Here is a 16,123-nt window from a genome sequence, read left to right as displayed (position 1 = left end):
CTTTTTTTACACACTAAAGTAACTTTGCACAAAGTTTTAACTGCAACGAAAAGTATGAATAATTCAGGTATTATTATCTTCTCTTTAGCAGCTTTAAAAGAAACTTTGTTGGGACTGGCCATGGGTTATGTCAGTCAACTGGTTTTTCAAGCAGTTATCATGGCAGGGTCGTTGATCGATTTTCAGAATGGCTTTTCGATGGGACAAGCTTATGACAGGACAATGGAAGTTCCAAGTTCACAGTTTGGACGGATTTATTACTGGCTGGCACTAGCTGTTTTTTCATCTTAAATTTTCACATAGAACTCTTTCGAGCAGTGATGGCTTCTTTTTCGCTCGTACCATTAGGGACCGCAACTCTTACCAATGCCGGTGTCAAAGGAGTTGTGCTTTTAACTGGTAAAACTATCACACTTGCTTTTAATGTGGCCGTCCCTTTGATCATCGCTGTGATGGTGATCGATATTGTTTTGGGGATCTTGTCACGTTCTGTTCCGCAAATGAATGTGTTGATGTTGAGTCTGTCATTGAAATCTACTGTCGGGATGATCATCTTTTTGATCATGTTGCCTAACGTGATGGAATTACTAGGGAAGACGATCCCACAGTCGTATAAATATTTGCTCGAATTTTTACGTTCACTGGGCAAAATGTAATTTGTTTTTATAGGAGATAAATTAGCCATGGATAAAGATGGTAAAACTGAAAAACCGACTTCTAAGCGGAAGAAAGATGCGCGCAAAAAAGGCAATGTCGCTAGGAGCCCCGACTTAACGGCCGCTTTGGCATTACTGATTTTTTCGTTTATTTTCATTCCCGGGTGGGAGCTTGGGTTAGGAAAATTTTTCCCATATTTGACGGCATTTATCGAGCAATTAGATAACTATCAAGCTTTGTATTCTGATTTGCCAAAAGTTGGTTTCCAGGCAGTCTTCATGGTCTTATTTGTTGCAGCTCCTTTTTTGATAGCGGGTTATTTGATCAGTTTTTTAGGGAACTTTGTTCAAATTGGTTTTTTGTTTACATCTAAGCCATTGAAGCCAGACTTCAAACGGTTGAACTCTGTAAGCGGGTTTAAGCGAATGGTCGGTTTGGACGCTTTAGTAAATATGGGAAAAACTGTGGCCAAATTTTTGCTGATAGCGTATCTATGTTATCGCAAATACATAGCTTCTTTACGTGACATTTTAAATGCAAGCACGGTCGGGCCTGCGAAGATCTTATTTTTTATCTTGAATTTTTGTAAAGAATTAGGGATGCAGATCGCCCTGGTTTTGCTGGTGTTAGGCGCAGTGGATCTTGCTTATCAAAACTTTAGTAGGACGAAGAAATTGAAAATGTCCAAACAAGAAATTAAAGAAGAAATGAAACAAATGGAAGGCGATCCCAAGGTCAAAGCTCAACGGAAAGCAAAATACCAGGCAATGGTGCGTAACTCGATCGCACAGGTCAAAGAAGCGACGGTCGTTTTGATCAATCCAACTCATTTGGCATTAGCAATTAAGTATGACAAGATCGACACGCCAGTCCCGCAGTTGCTTGCTAAGGGGGCAGATGAGATCGCTTTAAAAATGAAAGAAAAAGCAAGAAAAAATGATGTTCCAATCATTGAGAACAAACCGCTGGCACGAGCAATCTACCCTGAGATCGAAGCTGGTGACTTTATTCCAGAAGAATTTTTTGAACCGGTGGCTGATTTAATAGCTTTAGTTTACCAATTGGATAAAGAAGCTAAGTACAAAATATAAGGCAGTAAAAGCTGATAGGAGAGAGTGAACAATGAAAAACAAGCAAAACGCAGCGCCTAAAAATGCGCTCAAACCAGCTGATCTGCTAGTTTCACTTTTAGTTGTCAGTATCATTGGTTTGATTATTATCCCGCTTCCGTTACCGGTCTTAGACTTGTTGATCACGGTCAATATAGCGATTGCTATGAATATTTTGTTGATCACAATGTTTACTCACTCTGTCTTAGAATTCACTACTTTTCCGACACTACTTTTACTCACTACGATGTTCAAACTTGGTTTGAATATGTCTTCGACTCGCGCGATCTTAACACAAGGCGATGGCGGACATGTAATTACCGCTTTCGCCGACGTTGTTGCCGGGAAAAATTATATTGTGGGGATCATCTTATTTGTGATCATCATGATAGTTCAGCTAGTTGTTGTGACTAACGGTTCTGGGCGTGTTTCAGAAGTATCAGCCCGCTTTACCTTGGATGCGATGCCAGGCAAACAGATGGCGATCGATTCAGATTTAAATTCTGGTTTGATCGACGAGAAACAGGCTAGAAAGCGCCGCGAAGACCTTCAACGAGAAGCGGACTTCTACGGCTCGATGGATGGGGCTAGCAAATTCGTCAAAGGCGATGCGATCGCGGGCATTGTAATTGTATTGGTCAATTTGATCGGTGGAACAATCATCTTTTCCATGAATGGTGACCTAAGCGCAATGGAGGCTTTATCGCAGTTTGGCAAACTATCGATCGGTGATGGCTTAGTCAGCTCGATCCCTTCATTATTGATCTCGATCGCTTCAGGTATCATCGTTACTCGTTCTGACAATAATAGTACGTTTGGTAAGGATATCGTAGAAGATGCACTCCGTAACCCACAAATATTTCGGATCGTGCCAGGGATCTTACTAGTCTTGTCCATTGTGCCCGGCTTTCCATTTATCCCGTTTATGATGATGGGTCTGGTTTTATTTGGGATAAGTTTTCTGATCAAACAACAGGATGCTAGAAAAATTAAAGATGAACAACAAAGAAAACGAACTTTGGAGCTACAGAAGAAAAAAGACGTTCAAGAAGATGAAGACGTGGCTGATTTTCAAGTCGAAACGCTGGCGATCGAGATCGGTTATTCACTTATCCCGCTGGTCGATAGCTCGATCGATAATAGTTTGATGAGCAGGATCATTGCTTTGCGCAAACAAACTGCTCATGAATTAGGGATCTTGGTCAGTCCCGTGAGGATCAGGGATAACTTGTACTTAGATGCTAATAATTATTCGATCAAGATCAAAGGAAATGAAGTCGGAACGGGAAATATTTATCCAGATAAGTACATGGTCTTCAGTCCGACAGGCGGCGAAATACCTTTTGATGGAATTCAGGCAGTAGAACCAGCTTTTCACTTGGATGCAAAGTGGATCGAAGAAAGCGATAAAGAATCAGCCGACTTGCAAGGATTCACAGTTATTGAGCCATTAACGGTCATTGCGACTCATTTGAAAGAAGTGATCTATTCACATGCCCCTGAACTGTTGGGAAGACAAGAAGTCAAGCAGTTATTGGAAGGTATCAAACAGCAAAGCAACGTTGTGGTCGATGAATTGATACCGGACATTCTACGGTTAGGCGAAGTTGAAAAAGTCTTGCAGAATTTATTGGAAGAAAAAGTTCCGATCAACGATCTTGCGAGCATTTTAGAAACCTTAGCTGATTATGGTACTGTTACCAAAGATACTGAAACGCTGACAGAATATGTCCGCCAGTCTTTGAGACGAACGATCGCCAACAAGTATATTGACGAAAATAATAAGATCTATGCGGTAACGATCCATCCAAAAATTGAGGAGATGGTTGCGCAAAGTATTAAGAAAACCGCAACTGGTTCTTACCCAGTTTTACAGCCGGACACAGTGAATAAGTTGCTAGACGCGGTGAATGAGTTAAATCAAAAATTGTTAGTCGACGATGTTTCATTTGTACTGTTGACTAATCCTCAGACCAGAATGGCGTTTAGAAAATTGTTGTCATTTAACTTTCCAGATATGGCTGTCTTATCTTTAAATGAGATCCCAAATGAAGTAGGGATCGAAGCAGTTGGACAGCTACAGTTTTAAAGTGGGGTGTCGAAAATAATTCTGTGGGTGAGGCACTCGGGTTAAGTCAAGTCAAGCTGGTCCGGTATTTGAATTAGCCGGGGTAAGTATGTGGAAGAAGGACTGGCATTTGGATTTGCCGGAGCAGGGCGAGCCAAGTTGGTCCAGCAATTGAATTAGCCAGAGCAAGTATGAGAAAGATGTGCCTGCATCCAATCTTTTCAACTAGTTGCAATCGTAAAGGGTTGTTAGTCCCCCTGCTCCTACTTCACCTTACTTTATATTGAAAGGAGCTTTCTCTTGTATGAGATGAATATGGAAGATCAAGTTATGAAATATTTGCCCTTGGTTGAAAAAGTAGTTGCTCGGATCACTGTTAAAAGCGCCGAATACGACTATGAGGATCTATTCAACACTGGAGTGATCGGGTTGATAGACGCCCTGAAAAAATTTGATCCGCACAAGAAAGTACCATTTGAAAGCTATGCCTATGTTCGTATCCGCGGGACAATTATCGATGAGATCCGCAGTCATGGGCGTTTGTCGCGCTATAAGTTTGACGATCTGACTCGTTATTATCGTGGCAAACAAGAGTTAGAACAGGAACTGAAACGAGAAGCGACCGATAAGGAATTGTGTCAGAAGCTTCAGATCACGCAAAAAAAGCTGAACGATGTGTATGAAAGTTTACATTTTATGGCCAGTATTTCCTTAGAAGATGTTTTGTTTTCTTGAGAAGCAACTCTGACTAAACAAGAAGTTTTCCACGACAAAAAAGTGGGAGACGCGCAGACTCACTTATTAGAAACAGAAATGAAACATGAATTAACAGTCGCAATAGGCAAGCTTTCTGAACGTGAACAGTTAATTTTAAGTTTGTATTATGAGCAAGAAATGACCTTGAAGGAAATTAGTTTGGTTTTAGAGGTCTCGATCGCACGCGTTTCACAGATCCATGGGCGTGTAATAGCAAAGTTAAAAGGATTTATGGAGGAAAATGATGATTAGAGGAATCGATACTTTAAGACACAGTTTTAATGTATTGCAGGCCCAGCAAGAAAACATCAGCAGTAATATTGCCAACATTAAGACACCAGGCTACCTGCAAAAAAACTTATTTGAATCAACTATGGCTGAGGCACAGTTACATAATAATCAGGCAGGACCTAAAAATGAGACACGCCATGAGATCGGTGGTTATAGTTGGGGAAATCAAATACAAGGCAGCGAACTTGATATGCAAAAGGGTTCACTTGACCCAACTGATTTGCCAACGGATCTTGCTATCCAAGGCAACGGCTTTTTTACAGTCAGGATGGGAAATGGACAACTGGCCTATACTCGTGATGGCCATTTCTCTGTTAATAATGCGGGTCAATTAGTAACAGCAGAAGGGTTTCAAGTTCTTGGTCGTAATGGCAGTCCAGTTGCTGCTGATCAGGGGCAGCGAGACTCGATGATAGTGACTTTTCCAGAAAATACACAGCTGCAAAATGTTGGTGGTACTCTTTATATGGGCCAAGGTGCACGACAGGTCGATTTGCCAGTTCAAGCAGGAATGCTTGAAAATTCTAATGTTTCTTCCGCAGATGAAATGGTTGCCCTGATGGAAACCGGTCGGCAATTTCAAGCACAGCAAAAAGTATTATCCGCTACTAATTCGACACTAGAAAAAGCGGTCGATCAATTGGGAAGGATCTAATGTCGATAAATTAAAAAGTAAGGAGTATGCGAAATGAACTTAAATTCTATTTTGTCTATTAATAGGACTGGTTTGAATGGGATGCAAAACGAACTGGATAATATTTCACATAATATTGCGAACGTAGGGACAGTAGGTTATAAGGGGATCGTTAGTTCTTTCAATGAACTAATGAATAATAACTTGACTAATAACGATGGCGCCCTTGGAACTTCCAACGCGAAAGTTGTTTCAAATACGGGGTTAAACGCTAATGGAGCACGAATCGACGACCAAGTGGGACAGTTTGAAAAGACGAGACGTTCACTTGACTTGGCTATTAATGGAAATGCATTCTTTGGGATCATTGGACCTAACGGTAATACATATTTGACCAAAGCTGGAAACTTTCACCGTGATGCAACTGGTGGTCTGATTGCTAGTAACGGCTATCGGGTGGCAGTTAACGCGCAGGTCCCTGAACAAAACTGGCCCACAGGGGATTTGAAAATCGACCGCGCTGGGATGATCAGATCTGGTAATAGAGTATTGGGCTCCTTACGCCTGTTTGTACCTAATAATGCGCATTCGTTGGTTTCAGTTGGTGATAACTTATATCGAACAAATGGTGGTTTCAGACTTGCTGGGCCAGAAAATAGCGTACTCCAAGGGACTCTTGAAAGTTCAAATGTCGACCTGGCCAGTCAGATGACAGAGATGATGACGGCACAACGGTCTTATCAAATGAATGCCAAGGCGGCTACATCTACGGATGAGATGATGGAAACGATCAATCGTTTTACCGAGTGATTTAGGAGAAAAAAGTGATCGAACTTAAAGATGTAAACAAAAAATATGGTGAAGTTTGGGCAAACAATAATATCTCTTGCCTTATTGAACAGGGAGAGTTTGTCTACCTTGTTGGGCCAAGCGGTGCAGGTAAGACAACTTTACTCGATGTCTTGAGTGCCCAACGTACTATTGATTCTGGCACGGTCCGAATTGGTAATATCGCGGTCGAGTATTTGAAGGATGGTCAAGTCTATAAATTACGCCGCCAGCTGGGGATCGTTTCTCAAAGAGACATTTTTTTACCACGTTTGACGATCAAAGAGAATTTGGAAACTTGTATGTCAGCCTTAAATATTCCCGCAAAAAAGTGGGGAGAACGAATGGAAGAAGTTTTGTCTCGCGTTGAGATGATGCAATTCACAGGTCGCTTGCCACGAGAGCTTTCGATAGGTCAACAAAAGAAAGTAGCCATTGCTCGTGCATTGTTAAATCATCCGCCTATCGTTATAGCTGATGAGCCAACGGCCAACTTAGACGTTAAATCGGCTAAAGAGGTCATGCAGATCTTTTTCCGCCTTAATCAACAAGGAGCGACGATCATTGTAGCAACGCATGACAGCACAATGGTCAATTCGTTACGACATCGAACTTTGGAATTAAAAAACGGACAGTTGATCCGTGACGATCCACATGGTGGTTATTCTAAGTTTTCTGACCCTAAGGACATCTATGTCTGGTAAAAGGTTTAAAAAGTTGATTTTTAACCGATATAACAAAGCAGGATGTCGTTTTACCAAATTTAGGAAATCAGTGCTTTAAGTGTAGCAGAAGTTAAGGGGGGCACAAAGTTGGAACAATATGTTGTTTTTAAAAGTTGTAAGCAAATTTTTGCTTTACCGGTAGAAATAGTTAAACGAGTTATAGAAACTGAAAATTTTATAGCATTGCCTGAAGTGCCTGACTATGTGTTGGGTGTATATGAATATCAAGAACAAATGCTGCCGATCGTCGATCTGGGTAAGAGGCTTTACGGTGAGTTGTCGCCACTCACACAGGATTCAAAGGTGGTATTAGCTCGTCGGCAAAAACAAACGATGGGTATTTTTGTGGAACAAATTGTTGGTATTATGTCTTTGAGTGAAACAGATCATGAAAAAGATCTGGCTCTTTTTTCACTCAAGCGTGCGTATATTAATCAATTTTTAAAGATGGGTGATGAAATAGTGATCGAGCTGGACCTCGATTATCTGTTTGATCGTTCTCAAGAAGAGGAGATCGCATCGTTTGTAGATTCCGTTACTGGAAATTCTAAAGAAGAAGAGAATGCGGATGATACCACACAACACTAATGAAACCAGAGTGGGCATTTCTGATTACAAGATCTCAACCGCTCCATACAAGATAATGACCGTAGGACTAGGCTCTTGCATCGGTACGATAGTTTATGATCCAGTGTCAAAAGTTGGCGGATTGAGTCACATTATGTTGCCTGACAGTAAGCCATTTGAAAAAGGAAACACTGAAGATCTGAATTTAGCCAAATATGCCAATACTGCCCTGCCATTGATGGTCAAAGAACTTAAAAGAAAAGCACCAGATGCTAATTTTCAGGCTAAGATCTCGGGCGGAGCAAATATGTTTGGTTTTAAGAACAATTTGGCTACGGCTAACATCGGTCAAAGAAACGTTGATGCTGTTTTAAAACAACTGAAGGATCTAAAGATACCGGTAGTGGGACAAGACATTGGGGGAAGTAGCGGAAGAACGATGATCGTTGACTTGAATAATTTTTCGACCTTGATCAGGGCTGTGAGACAAGAAAGCAAATATATTTAACGAGTGAAAGCAGTCAAGGTGTAGATGAATTTGATACCTAAACTAAAAGTTTTTAAAATTGGAACTTCAAAGCGTTTAAACAATGAAAAATTGAAGATATGAAAGGACCCTTCTACTTTATGACTAGTGTTTTGGTGGTCGATGATTCGGCATTTATACGCCAAGTAATTACAGATATTTTGAAAAACATGCCCAAGATATCAGCAGTGCATATCGCAAGAAATGGGCAAAAATGTTTAGAGATCTTACACGAACAAAAAGACTTTGACTTGATTTTAATGGATATTGAAATGCCTGTGATGGATGGCTTGAGTGCTTTGAAACAGATCAAGAGAAGATACTCTATCCCAGTTGTAGTATTGAGTGGGTCAAGTGATCGAGCAGTGACTATTAAAGCGCTTGAATACGGGGCTGCTGATTTTATTGAAAAACCTGTTAATTTAATGGAAATCAAAGATGAGTGGGTCAAGGAATTAAATCTCAAGATCAAAAATATCTGCAGTAAGGTCAGTAAAAAACAAGTGGTATCAGAGCATAAAAATTGTAGCGCGGAAGTTTCGGCTAAAAAGATCCGAAGACCTCTTTTAGGACCCGCCGCAGTTGTGATCGGTGCTTCAACAGGAGGGCCGAAAGCTTTGCTTGAGATCGTTAAAGGTGTGAGGTATACAAACATCCCCATTTTCATAGTTCAGCATATGGCGGCAGGGTTCACCAGCTCATTTTCAAAACGCTTGAATGAAGAGTGTGGTGCGTCGGTTGTAGAAGCTAGGGATAATATGGTGATCGAAAACCAAGTCTATCTTTGCCCTGGTGACTACCACATGACGATCCGAGGACAGCGGATAAAATTAGATCAACGTCCAAAGATGCATGGGACAAGGCCTACGATCGACCATTTATTTGAGACGGCTGCTACGTAATACGGAGCAAAATTGACTGCTTTTATTTTGACTGGGATGGGTCACGACGGAACAGCAGGAGCACAAATGATCGCCGCTAGTGGCGGCTATGTAATTGTCGAAGATCAGGAATCCTGTACCGTTTTTGGAATGCCGCATTCAGCCATCAAGGCTCAAGTTGTTGATGAGGTAGCGAATTTGCATGAGATCGGAAAAAAATTAAAGAAGATCGTTGGGTGAGATTCTAATGGTGGAAGAAAACTTTGCTAATTTTAATAAGTGGGTGGAGCGTAAATATAGACTCCATTTAGATGATTATAAAGAAAGGCAGATGCAGCGACGGATCAGAAATATCATGGATAAAAACAGGATCCGAACGTTGTCTGAATATGAAAGTCTTTTGGAGAAAAACCCGGTCAAACGGCAAGAGTTTTTTGCACATTTGACGATCAATGTGACTGAGTTTTATCGCAACCAAGAAATATTTGGTGAGTTTGAAAAATGCTTGTTAGAAGAAGTAGCTCCTAAATTTGGGAAATTAAGGTTATGGAGCGCGGCCTGTTCGACGGGGGCTGAGCCGTACACTTTGGCAATGATATTAGAAAAAAGGCAGTTGGTAGGTGATGTGTTGGCCACAGATATTGATGATGATATTTTGCGGAAGGCTCGGTTGGGCCACTATTCGACCAATGAATTGAAAAACGTGACGGCTGTTGATATTAGACGTTATTTTAAACCTATAGGACCAGATCAATATTCGGTCGGAACGGCTATCAAAAAGCGGCTCACTTTCAAGAAACACGATTTGTTAGCTGACCACTATGGTTCTGATTTCAATGCGATCATTTGCCGCAATGTTACGATCTATTTTAAGCCGGAAGCCCGCGACCGTGTCTATCAAAAGTTCAGCGAAGCGTTGGTGCCGGGTGGCATACTATTTACGGGAGCAACAGAAACGATAAGCGGAGCAGAAAGGATAGGATTGAGGAAGATAGCGGCGTTTATGTACAGAAAGTGTAGTGAGTGAGCGGAGCAACGCGTTTAGGAGATGAGCATTATCGGGCTTGGAACTTATAGCGTGGTCTCGGCGCTGTGAGTTCTAAGTCAGATAAGCGGAATCTCCTGCATTGCGGAGCTGTCCTAATAGTAAGCTTCTGTTTTTCGACTTGTTGGCAAAGTTGGATAAGCGCAGACTTTTGGTTCACGGAACCGGACTAAACAACAGGGTGTAGAAATGTGTCCAGAAGCTCCAATACTTTTGTCAATATGACTAATACTGGTGCTTAAACCAAAATAATTTGAATGAGGGGATCATTTTATGGCTGACGATAATAGTGTCTATCGTGATATTTTCTTTGAGGAAAGTGAAGATAACCTGACACAGTTAAACGATAATATTTTAGAGCTTGAAAAAGAACCAGATAATATTGACTTGATCAATGAGATCTTCAGAGCTGCCCACACTTTAAAGGGAATGTCGGCAACGATGGGGTTTAATGTTATGAGCAAGTTGACACATAAAATGGAGGACATTTTTGATTTATTTAAATCAGCGAAATTGAAAGTAACAAGCGACCATATCTCATTAATTTTTCGCTGCTTAGATAAATTGACTGAGCTTTTAGACGGTTTGCGGGATGAAGAAGAACAAAGTGAAACTCAAATCACAGATCTATGGAAGGAATTAGATAAAGTTGAAAATGAGGTTGCCAATGAAAGTGAAAGCTCCATTGAAAAAAGTGATACAGCGAACAAAGCAAATGAAAACTCTAAACTGCAGTTAAAATTTGCAGCTTTAGAAGAGGCTGACCTGTCAGTGATCGAGCAGGCAAAAGCACAACACTTAAATGTGATCAGTGCGGCAGTACGGATCGATGCAGATTCGGTGCTTAAAGGACCGCGAGCATTTTTAGTGGTCGATAAGTTGGATAGTGAAGGTGATATTATCCACACTGAACCAGCTCCCGATCAATTGGAAGAAGGAAACTTTGATACGGATTTCAAATTGGTGCTTGTAACGAACAGCAGTGAAGGTGAAATTAAAAAGGTGATCGAGTCAAGTAGTGAGATCACTGAGGTTTTAACAGAAGAATTTGATGAGAAAAGTCAAACAATGACAAGCAATGGTGTTCAAAAGCACGAGCAGTCGTTACTTGATGGGAAAAATAAAACTGCTGGAAAAAACTCTTCTTCTAGTGAAACTAAGAAAGCTCAAGCGGCAACTAAAAAAACGAATACACATTCTAAAAACATTAAAAATCAATCGATCCGAGTAGACCTTTCACGGTTAGATACCTTTTTGAATGTTGTGTCTGAATTAGTGGTATATCGCAACCAGTTAGAAGATGCTAATGGACGGAAAAATTTAGAAGAAGTCCATGAATCGTTAGAGCAGGTCTCACGTTTGACTTCTGAATTACAAGACTTAGTTTTAAAAATTCGAATGCAACAGGTCAGTGTGGTCTTTAGCCGCTTTCCCCGCATGGTTCGAGATTTGTCGAATCAATTGGACAAAAAAATGCGACTTGAGATCGAAGGTGAAGAAACAGAGTTAGATAAGACGGTAGTGACTGAATTGAGCGAGCCTTTGATTCATTTAGTGAGAAATTCGGCTGACCATGGGATCGAAGATGCTGATACGAGAAAAAAACTTGGTAAACCTGAAGAAGGGAAAATAAAGCTGTTGGCGTACCAAGAGGGGAATAAGGTCATGATCACTTTGAGTGATGATGGCAAAGGTCTCGATCCGCAAGTAATTAAAGCTACTGCCGAAAAACGAGGGCTCGATACGACTGGTATGAGTGATAAAGAGTTGCAGATGTTGGTGTTTAGTCCAGGCTTTTCGACCGCCGACAAGATCACTAATATTTCAGGACGTGGCGTCGGCTTGGATGCTGTCCAAGCTAAGATCAACGAATTGGGCGGCTCATTAGAAGTCGATAGTAAGGTCGATGTGGGTACAAAAACGGTTATTAAATTACCGTTGACGCTATCGATCATTCAGGCATTGATGATCAAGATCGGCGAAGAAACTTTTGCTATTCCATTAGATGTTGTTGAAAGAGTTGAAATGATCAGCGAAGATAACATTTTACAAACTGCCGACCGAGAAGTTTATCCACTGCCAACGGGGTTGACACCCGTGATCCGGACAGCAGACGTCTTAAATATTTCGGGAAGCCCACAAACAAAGAAGTATATGATCTTGATCAAATGTGATAATAAACATTTTGGTATCATGGTTGACGAGTTGATCAGTCAACAAGAGATCGTGATCAAGAAAATAGATTCAATGTTGCAAAAAAGCAAAAGGTTTCAAGGGGCGACGATCCTTGGGAATGGCTCGATCGCTTTGATCTTAGATATCAATACGATCTGTAAAGATACGCAGGTGCGATAAGATGACATATTCAAATATACAATTAGACGCGTTAAAAGAGCTCATGAATATTGGTGGAGGCAAAGCAGCCACAACTATCTCGCAATTGGTTGGTAATGTGATCAGGATGCGTGTACCAGAAGTTAATATTTTAGGCTATGATGAACTTTACCAACAAGTTATGGCTGATGACCAAGAAGTATACGCTGTCTTAAGCAGTATTCGTGGTGAGCTGAGGGGTGCGCTGCTGTTTGTTATCACTGACTTTGCTGCCCAAAAAATAGCAAGTTTGATGATGGAGCAACACCAAATATTAGCGGAAAAAATCAAGGTTTCAGCTGTTAGTGAGCTAACGAACATTGTTGCTAGTTCATTTTTAACGGCGATCGGTAGTTTGTTGGAGAAGAAAGTAAAGCTGGAAGCTCCAGTAACGTCGTTTGACATGTTCGGTGCTGTGATCAGTAGTGCATATATGGAATTTGAACAGTTTGGCGATGAGATCATGGTGATCAGAAATGAGTTTACTTATGATTCCAATTCCTTGGAAGCTTCACTATACTTTATTCCAGAATTAGGTGTAATTGATAAAATGATAAAATCGCTTGGAGTTTGAGAGGAGAATGCCACGTGGCAAATAAAGTTTTGATCGTTGATGACGCTGTTTTTATGAGAATGAAATTAAAAGATATTTTAAAAAAGAATGGTTATGATGTTGCTGGTGAGGCGCAAAATGGGCAGGAGGCCTTTGATTTGTATCAGTCTGAGAAACCAGACTTAGTCACCATGGATATCACTATGCCAGACGTTGATGGGATCCAAGCCGTAAAAATGATCAAGGAATTTGACAACAATGCCAAAGTTGTAATGTGCAGTGCAATGGGCCAGCAAGGGATGGTCATGGACGCGATCAGGGCTGGGGCTGTTGATTTTATCGTCAAGCCTTTTGATACGGACCGAGTTATTAAAGCCTTAGACAAAGCGTTGTCTTAATTAAAATTCTACCAAATGGAGCTAATTAAGAAAGGAAGTGTTTTTTATGCAGATGATTTTATTCAAAATGGATCAAAACATTATTTGGTCGCTGCAAGAATGGTGGAAGAAGTTGTTGATACGGTTCGGATCACTAAAGTTCCTTTGGCGCCAGCTTGGGTCAAGGGCTTGATAAACTTGCGCGGCACAGTATTGACAGTGATCAGTTTGGCACAATTAGTAGGGCTACAGGTATCACAGATGAACCGAAATATTATGATAATGAAAAGAAATGACGAACGGCGGGGGTTGTTGATCGATGAAGTAGTCGAAGTTGTGGATGTCAAACAAGAAGACATTCAACTAGATGAAAACCAGACAAACTCTGATTTTACTGGAGTCGTTGATTTAGATGGACAGGTAGTCGCAGATGTGATCGATGTCAACGGGCAAATATTTTAGTTGCGGGATGAATTAAGAGGCGAGAGGAAGTGTCTTTGTGGATCAGGTGTTATCACAGCAGGAAATCGATTCACTTTTAAATGCTTACGATTCGGGAGAATTGAACGAAGAAGTGATCACAAAACAACAAAACGATGAGCCGCAAGCGAAGCCATATGATTTTAGTAGGCCGACGCGTCTGTCCAAAGAATATATTAATACCTTACACATGATTTTTGAGGACTTTGCTAAAATGAGCAGCAACGTCCTTTCAAATATCTTGCGGACTAACTTGGATATGCAATTAGCATCGATCGAACAAATCAGTTACGATGAATTCATTCATTCGATCCCACGTGTGACTTTGATCGGAATGTTCAAAGCAACTCCTCTTAAAGGGTCACAGATGATCGAGATAAATCCACAACTGTGTATGACCTTAGTTGAATTGTTATGTGGTGGTGCTGATTTAGATAGTAATCGTAAAAATCAACCGCCTCTGGATAAGAATGGCTTTACAGAGATAGAATTAACGTTATTAGAAGGGATCATGAGTGAATTTTCTCAAATTCTACATTCCGTTTGGAAAGAAGTTTTAACACTTGATGTAAATATCGAATCTCTAGAAACAAATCCGCAATTGCTGCAATCCTTATCGCCAAATGAGCCCGTTGTATTAGCTACTTTTACAGTCCAGCTTTTTGGGGTTTCAACGTTTATCAACCTATGCATTCCGTATGTATCATTTGAAAGTATCTTGGATAAATTGAGTTTACATAACTGGTTCGACTCCAGCCAGCAACTCAGCGAAGCGGACCAAAACGAGTTAAAGCACGGATTAAACACGATCGATCTACCTCTGGAAGTACTTCTAGGCAATACTCAAATGGACTTGGCCGATTTTTTGAAATTGGAGCCTGGCGATGTGATCAAACTGGATTCTAAGATCTCAAGTCCACTAGATACTTACATTGAAGAACGACCGTTTTACTGGGTCAAACCAGGGCAAAAGAATGGGCAGATGGGGCAAAAGAATGGGCAGATGGCCATTGAATTATTGGGTAAGGTCGAGGGGGAAGAGAAATGACAGATAGCTTAACACAAGCACAAATAGATGCTTTAATGAATGATGGAGAGGCAGACAAGACCACTTCATCAATGGATGAGGAATTATTGGAAGGCTTAGATTTGCAAGGGGTCAAGGACCTGATCGGCGAAGTTGGCAATATTTCTATGTCACAGGCAGCGACAACTTTGTCTTCGATCTTAACTCACCGTGTAGCCATCACAACGCCGCGTGTCAAAAGAATTAATTTTGGCGAGCTATTGGATCAGATCCATGCCCCAAAAGTGGCTACGACCGTGGAGTTTCGTGAAGGATTAGCGGGTACGAATTTGATGCTGTTAGAAGTTAGTGATGCGACGGTGATCGCAGATCTGATGATGGGCGGAGACGGAAAAACAGCTGCCAAAGAATTTACTGAAGTCGAATTAAGTGCTGTTGGTGAAGCTATGAATCAAATGATCGGTTCAGCTTCTACATCGATGGCAACGATGGTCAACCGTAAAGTAGACATTTTGCCACCAGTAGTACATTTGTGGGAAAAATCCGGTGATGTCCATGAGGATTCTTTGGAGAGGACAGAAGAGATCTACTGTATTTCGTTTAAGCTGGACGTAGAAGGCTTGATCGAAAGTGAGATCATGCAGATTTTTTCTTTGGAAATGGTCAAAGATATAGTCAAAGCCATGATGTCTGATAAAGCGACGGTCGTTAGGCGTGATGAACTGACAACAAAACAAGAAACGAGCAACGAAGTAAAAGAAAAGTCTAACAATGGACGAGTTGAGACCTTTCAAAAAGTAGGTGTCAAACAGCCGAAAGAAAATGTACAGGCTACTAACGTGGAAATTTCTAAGCCAGAATTTGAAGAATTGTCTGGTCATCAAGAGATCAGTGGTGATAACCTTGACTTGATCTTAGACATTCCATTGAACCTTAGCGTAGTTTTAGGAAGGACAAAGAAAACGGTCCGCGATATCTTGAACTTTAATACAGGATCAGTCATTGAGTTGGACAAGTTGACTGATGAGCCTTTAGAGATCACGTTGAATGGCAAGTTGATCGCTACTGGTGAAGTTGTTGTGATCAACGAGAATTTCGGGGTACGGATCAATAAGATCGTTTCTCAAAAGCAGAGGATCAGTAAAATAAAATAAACAAAAAAGTTAAACTGTAGGTTTAACTTTTTTTATTTCGACCGATAATTATAAGTGTAGAGGCAAAAGGTA

13 protein-coding genes and 4 pseudogenes are annotated in these 16,123 nt (G+C 40.9%); all 17 read left to right on the top strand.

What is annotated here, in order from left to right; all coding sequences use genetic code 11:
* The first annotated feature begins 54 nt into the window (after positions 1-54).
* The 17 genes and pseudogenes from AC3XNE_RS01700 to fliY all read left to right on the top strand — a co-directional run bounded on the left by AC3XNE_RS01700 (position 55) and on the right by fliY (position 16,051).
* Positions 55-656 (top strand): annotated as a pseudogene (locus tag AC3XNE_RS01700) (flagellar biosynthetic protein FliR).
* Positions 657-683: 27 nt separating this feature from the next.
* Positions 684-1,748 (top strand): EscU/YscU/HrcU family type III secretion system export apparatus switch protein, encoded by a 1,065-nt coding sequence (locus AC3XNE_RS01695; protein WP_489832533.1) that lies wholly within the window; start codon positions 684-686, stop codon positions 1,746-1,748.
* Positions 1,749-1,779: 31 nt separating this feature from the next.
* Complete coding sequence (gene flhA / locus AC3XNE_RS01690) at positions 1,780-3,855, top strand: flagellar biosynthesis protein FlhA (protein ID WP_489832532.1); 2,076 nt, start codon at positions 1,780-1,782, stop codon at positions 3,853-3,855.
* 279 nt (positions 3,856-4,134) lie between these two features.
* Positions 4,135-4,842, top strand: a pseudogene (locus AC3XNE_RS01685) (sigma-70 family RNA polymerase sigma factor).
* Positions 4,832-5,536: a flagellar hook-basal body protein gene (locus tag AC3XNE_RS01680; protein ID WP_489832531.1), complete on the top strand. Its 705-nt coding sequence runs from the start codon at positions 4,832-4,834 to the stop codon at positions 5,534-5,536. The pseudogene AC3XNE_RS01685 and the gene AC3XNE_RS01680 overlap by 11 nt, the downstream one beginning before the upstream one ends.
* Positions 5,537-5,569: 33 nt before the next feature.
* The gene (locus tag AC3XNE_RS01675; RefSeq protein WP_489832530.1) at positions 5,570-6,325 is read left to right on the top strand and encodes a flagellar hook-basal body protein; all 756 of its coding nucleotides are present in this window, start codon (positions 5,570-5,572) and stop codon (positions 6,323-6,325) included.
* A 14-nt stretch (positions 6,326-6,339) separates the two neighbouring features.
* Complete coding sequence (locus AC3XNE_RS01670) at positions 6,340-7,047, top strand: cell division ATP-binding protein FtsE (protein WP_489832529.1); 708 nt, start codon at positions 6,340-6,342, stop codon at positions 7,045-7,047.
* A 108-nt stretch (positions 7,048-7,155) separates the two neighbouring features.
* Positions 7,156-7,656 carry a chemotaxis protein CheW gene (locus tag AC3XNE_RS01665; protein WP_489832528.1) on the top strand — a complete coding sequence of 167 codons (501 nt, stop codon included), beginning with the start codon at positions 7,156-7,158 and terminating at the stop codon, positions 7,654-7,656.
* Complete coding sequence (locus AC3XNE_RS01660) at positions 7,631-8,143, top strand: chemotaxis protein CheD (protein ID WP_489832527.1); 513 nt, start codon at positions 7,631-7,633, stop codon at positions 8,141-8,143. Before AC3XNE_RS01665 ends, AC3XNE_RS01660 begins: the two co-directional genes overlap by 26 nt.
* Before the next feature lie 98 nt (positions 8,144-8,241).
* Positions 8,242-9,282, top strand: a pseudogene (cheB, locus tag AC3XNE_RS01655) (chemotaxis-specific protein-glutamate methyltransferase CheB).
* A gap of 7 nt (positions 9,283-9,289) precedes the next feature.
* Positions 9,290-10,069: a CheR family methyltransferase gene (locus AC3XNE_RS01650; protein WP_489832526.1), complete on the top strand. Its 780-nt coding sequence runs from the start codon at positions 9,290-9,292 to the stop codon at positions 10,067-10,069.
* Between the two features lie 291 nt (positions 10,070-10,360).
* Complete coding sequence (locus AC3XNE_RS01645; protein ID WP_489832525.1) at positions 10,361-12,442, top strand: chemotaxis protein CheA; 2,082 nt, start codon at positions 10,361-10,363, stop codon at positions 12,440-12,442.
* 1 nt (position 12,443) lies between these two features.
* Entirely contained in the window at positions 12,444-13,034 is a 591-nt protein-coding gene (locus tag AC3XNE_RS01640; protein WP_489832524.1) for a chemotaxis protein CheC, read from the top strand.
* A gap of 14 nt (positions 13,035-13,048) precedes the next feature.
* Positions 13,049-13,411: a response regulator gene (locus AC3XNE_RS01635; RefSeq protein ID WP_489832523.1), complete on the top strand. Its 363-nt coding sequence runs from the start codon at positions 13,049-13,051 to the stop codon at positions 13,409-13,411.
* 46 nt (positions 13,412-13,457) lie between these two features.
* A pseudogene (locus tag AC3XNE_RS01630) lies at positions 13,458-13,852 on the top strand (chemotaxis protein CheW).
* Positions 13,853-13,889: 37 nt separating this feature from the next.
* The gene (gene fliM / locus AC3XNE_RS01625) at positions 13,890-14,918 is read left to right on the top strand and encodes a flagellar motor switch protein FliM (protein ID WP_489832522.1); all 1,029 of its coding nucleotides are present in this window, start codon (positions 13,890-13,892) and stop codon (positions 14,916-14,918) included.
* A complete protein-coding gene (fliY, locus tag AC3XNE_RS01620; RefSeq protein WP_489832521.1) occupies positions 14,915-16,051 on the top strand; it encodes a flagellar motor switch phosphatase FliY in 1,137 nt (378 codons plus the stop codon). The genes fliM and fliY overlap by 4 nt, the downstream gene beginning before the upstream one ends.
* The last annotated feature ends 72 nt before the right edge of the window (positions 16,052-16,123 follow it).

The organism is Ligilactobacillus sp. JN-6 (Y).1, from assembly GCF_058111525.1.
This window is presented reverse-complemented; position numbering and strand designations above follow the sequence as displayed.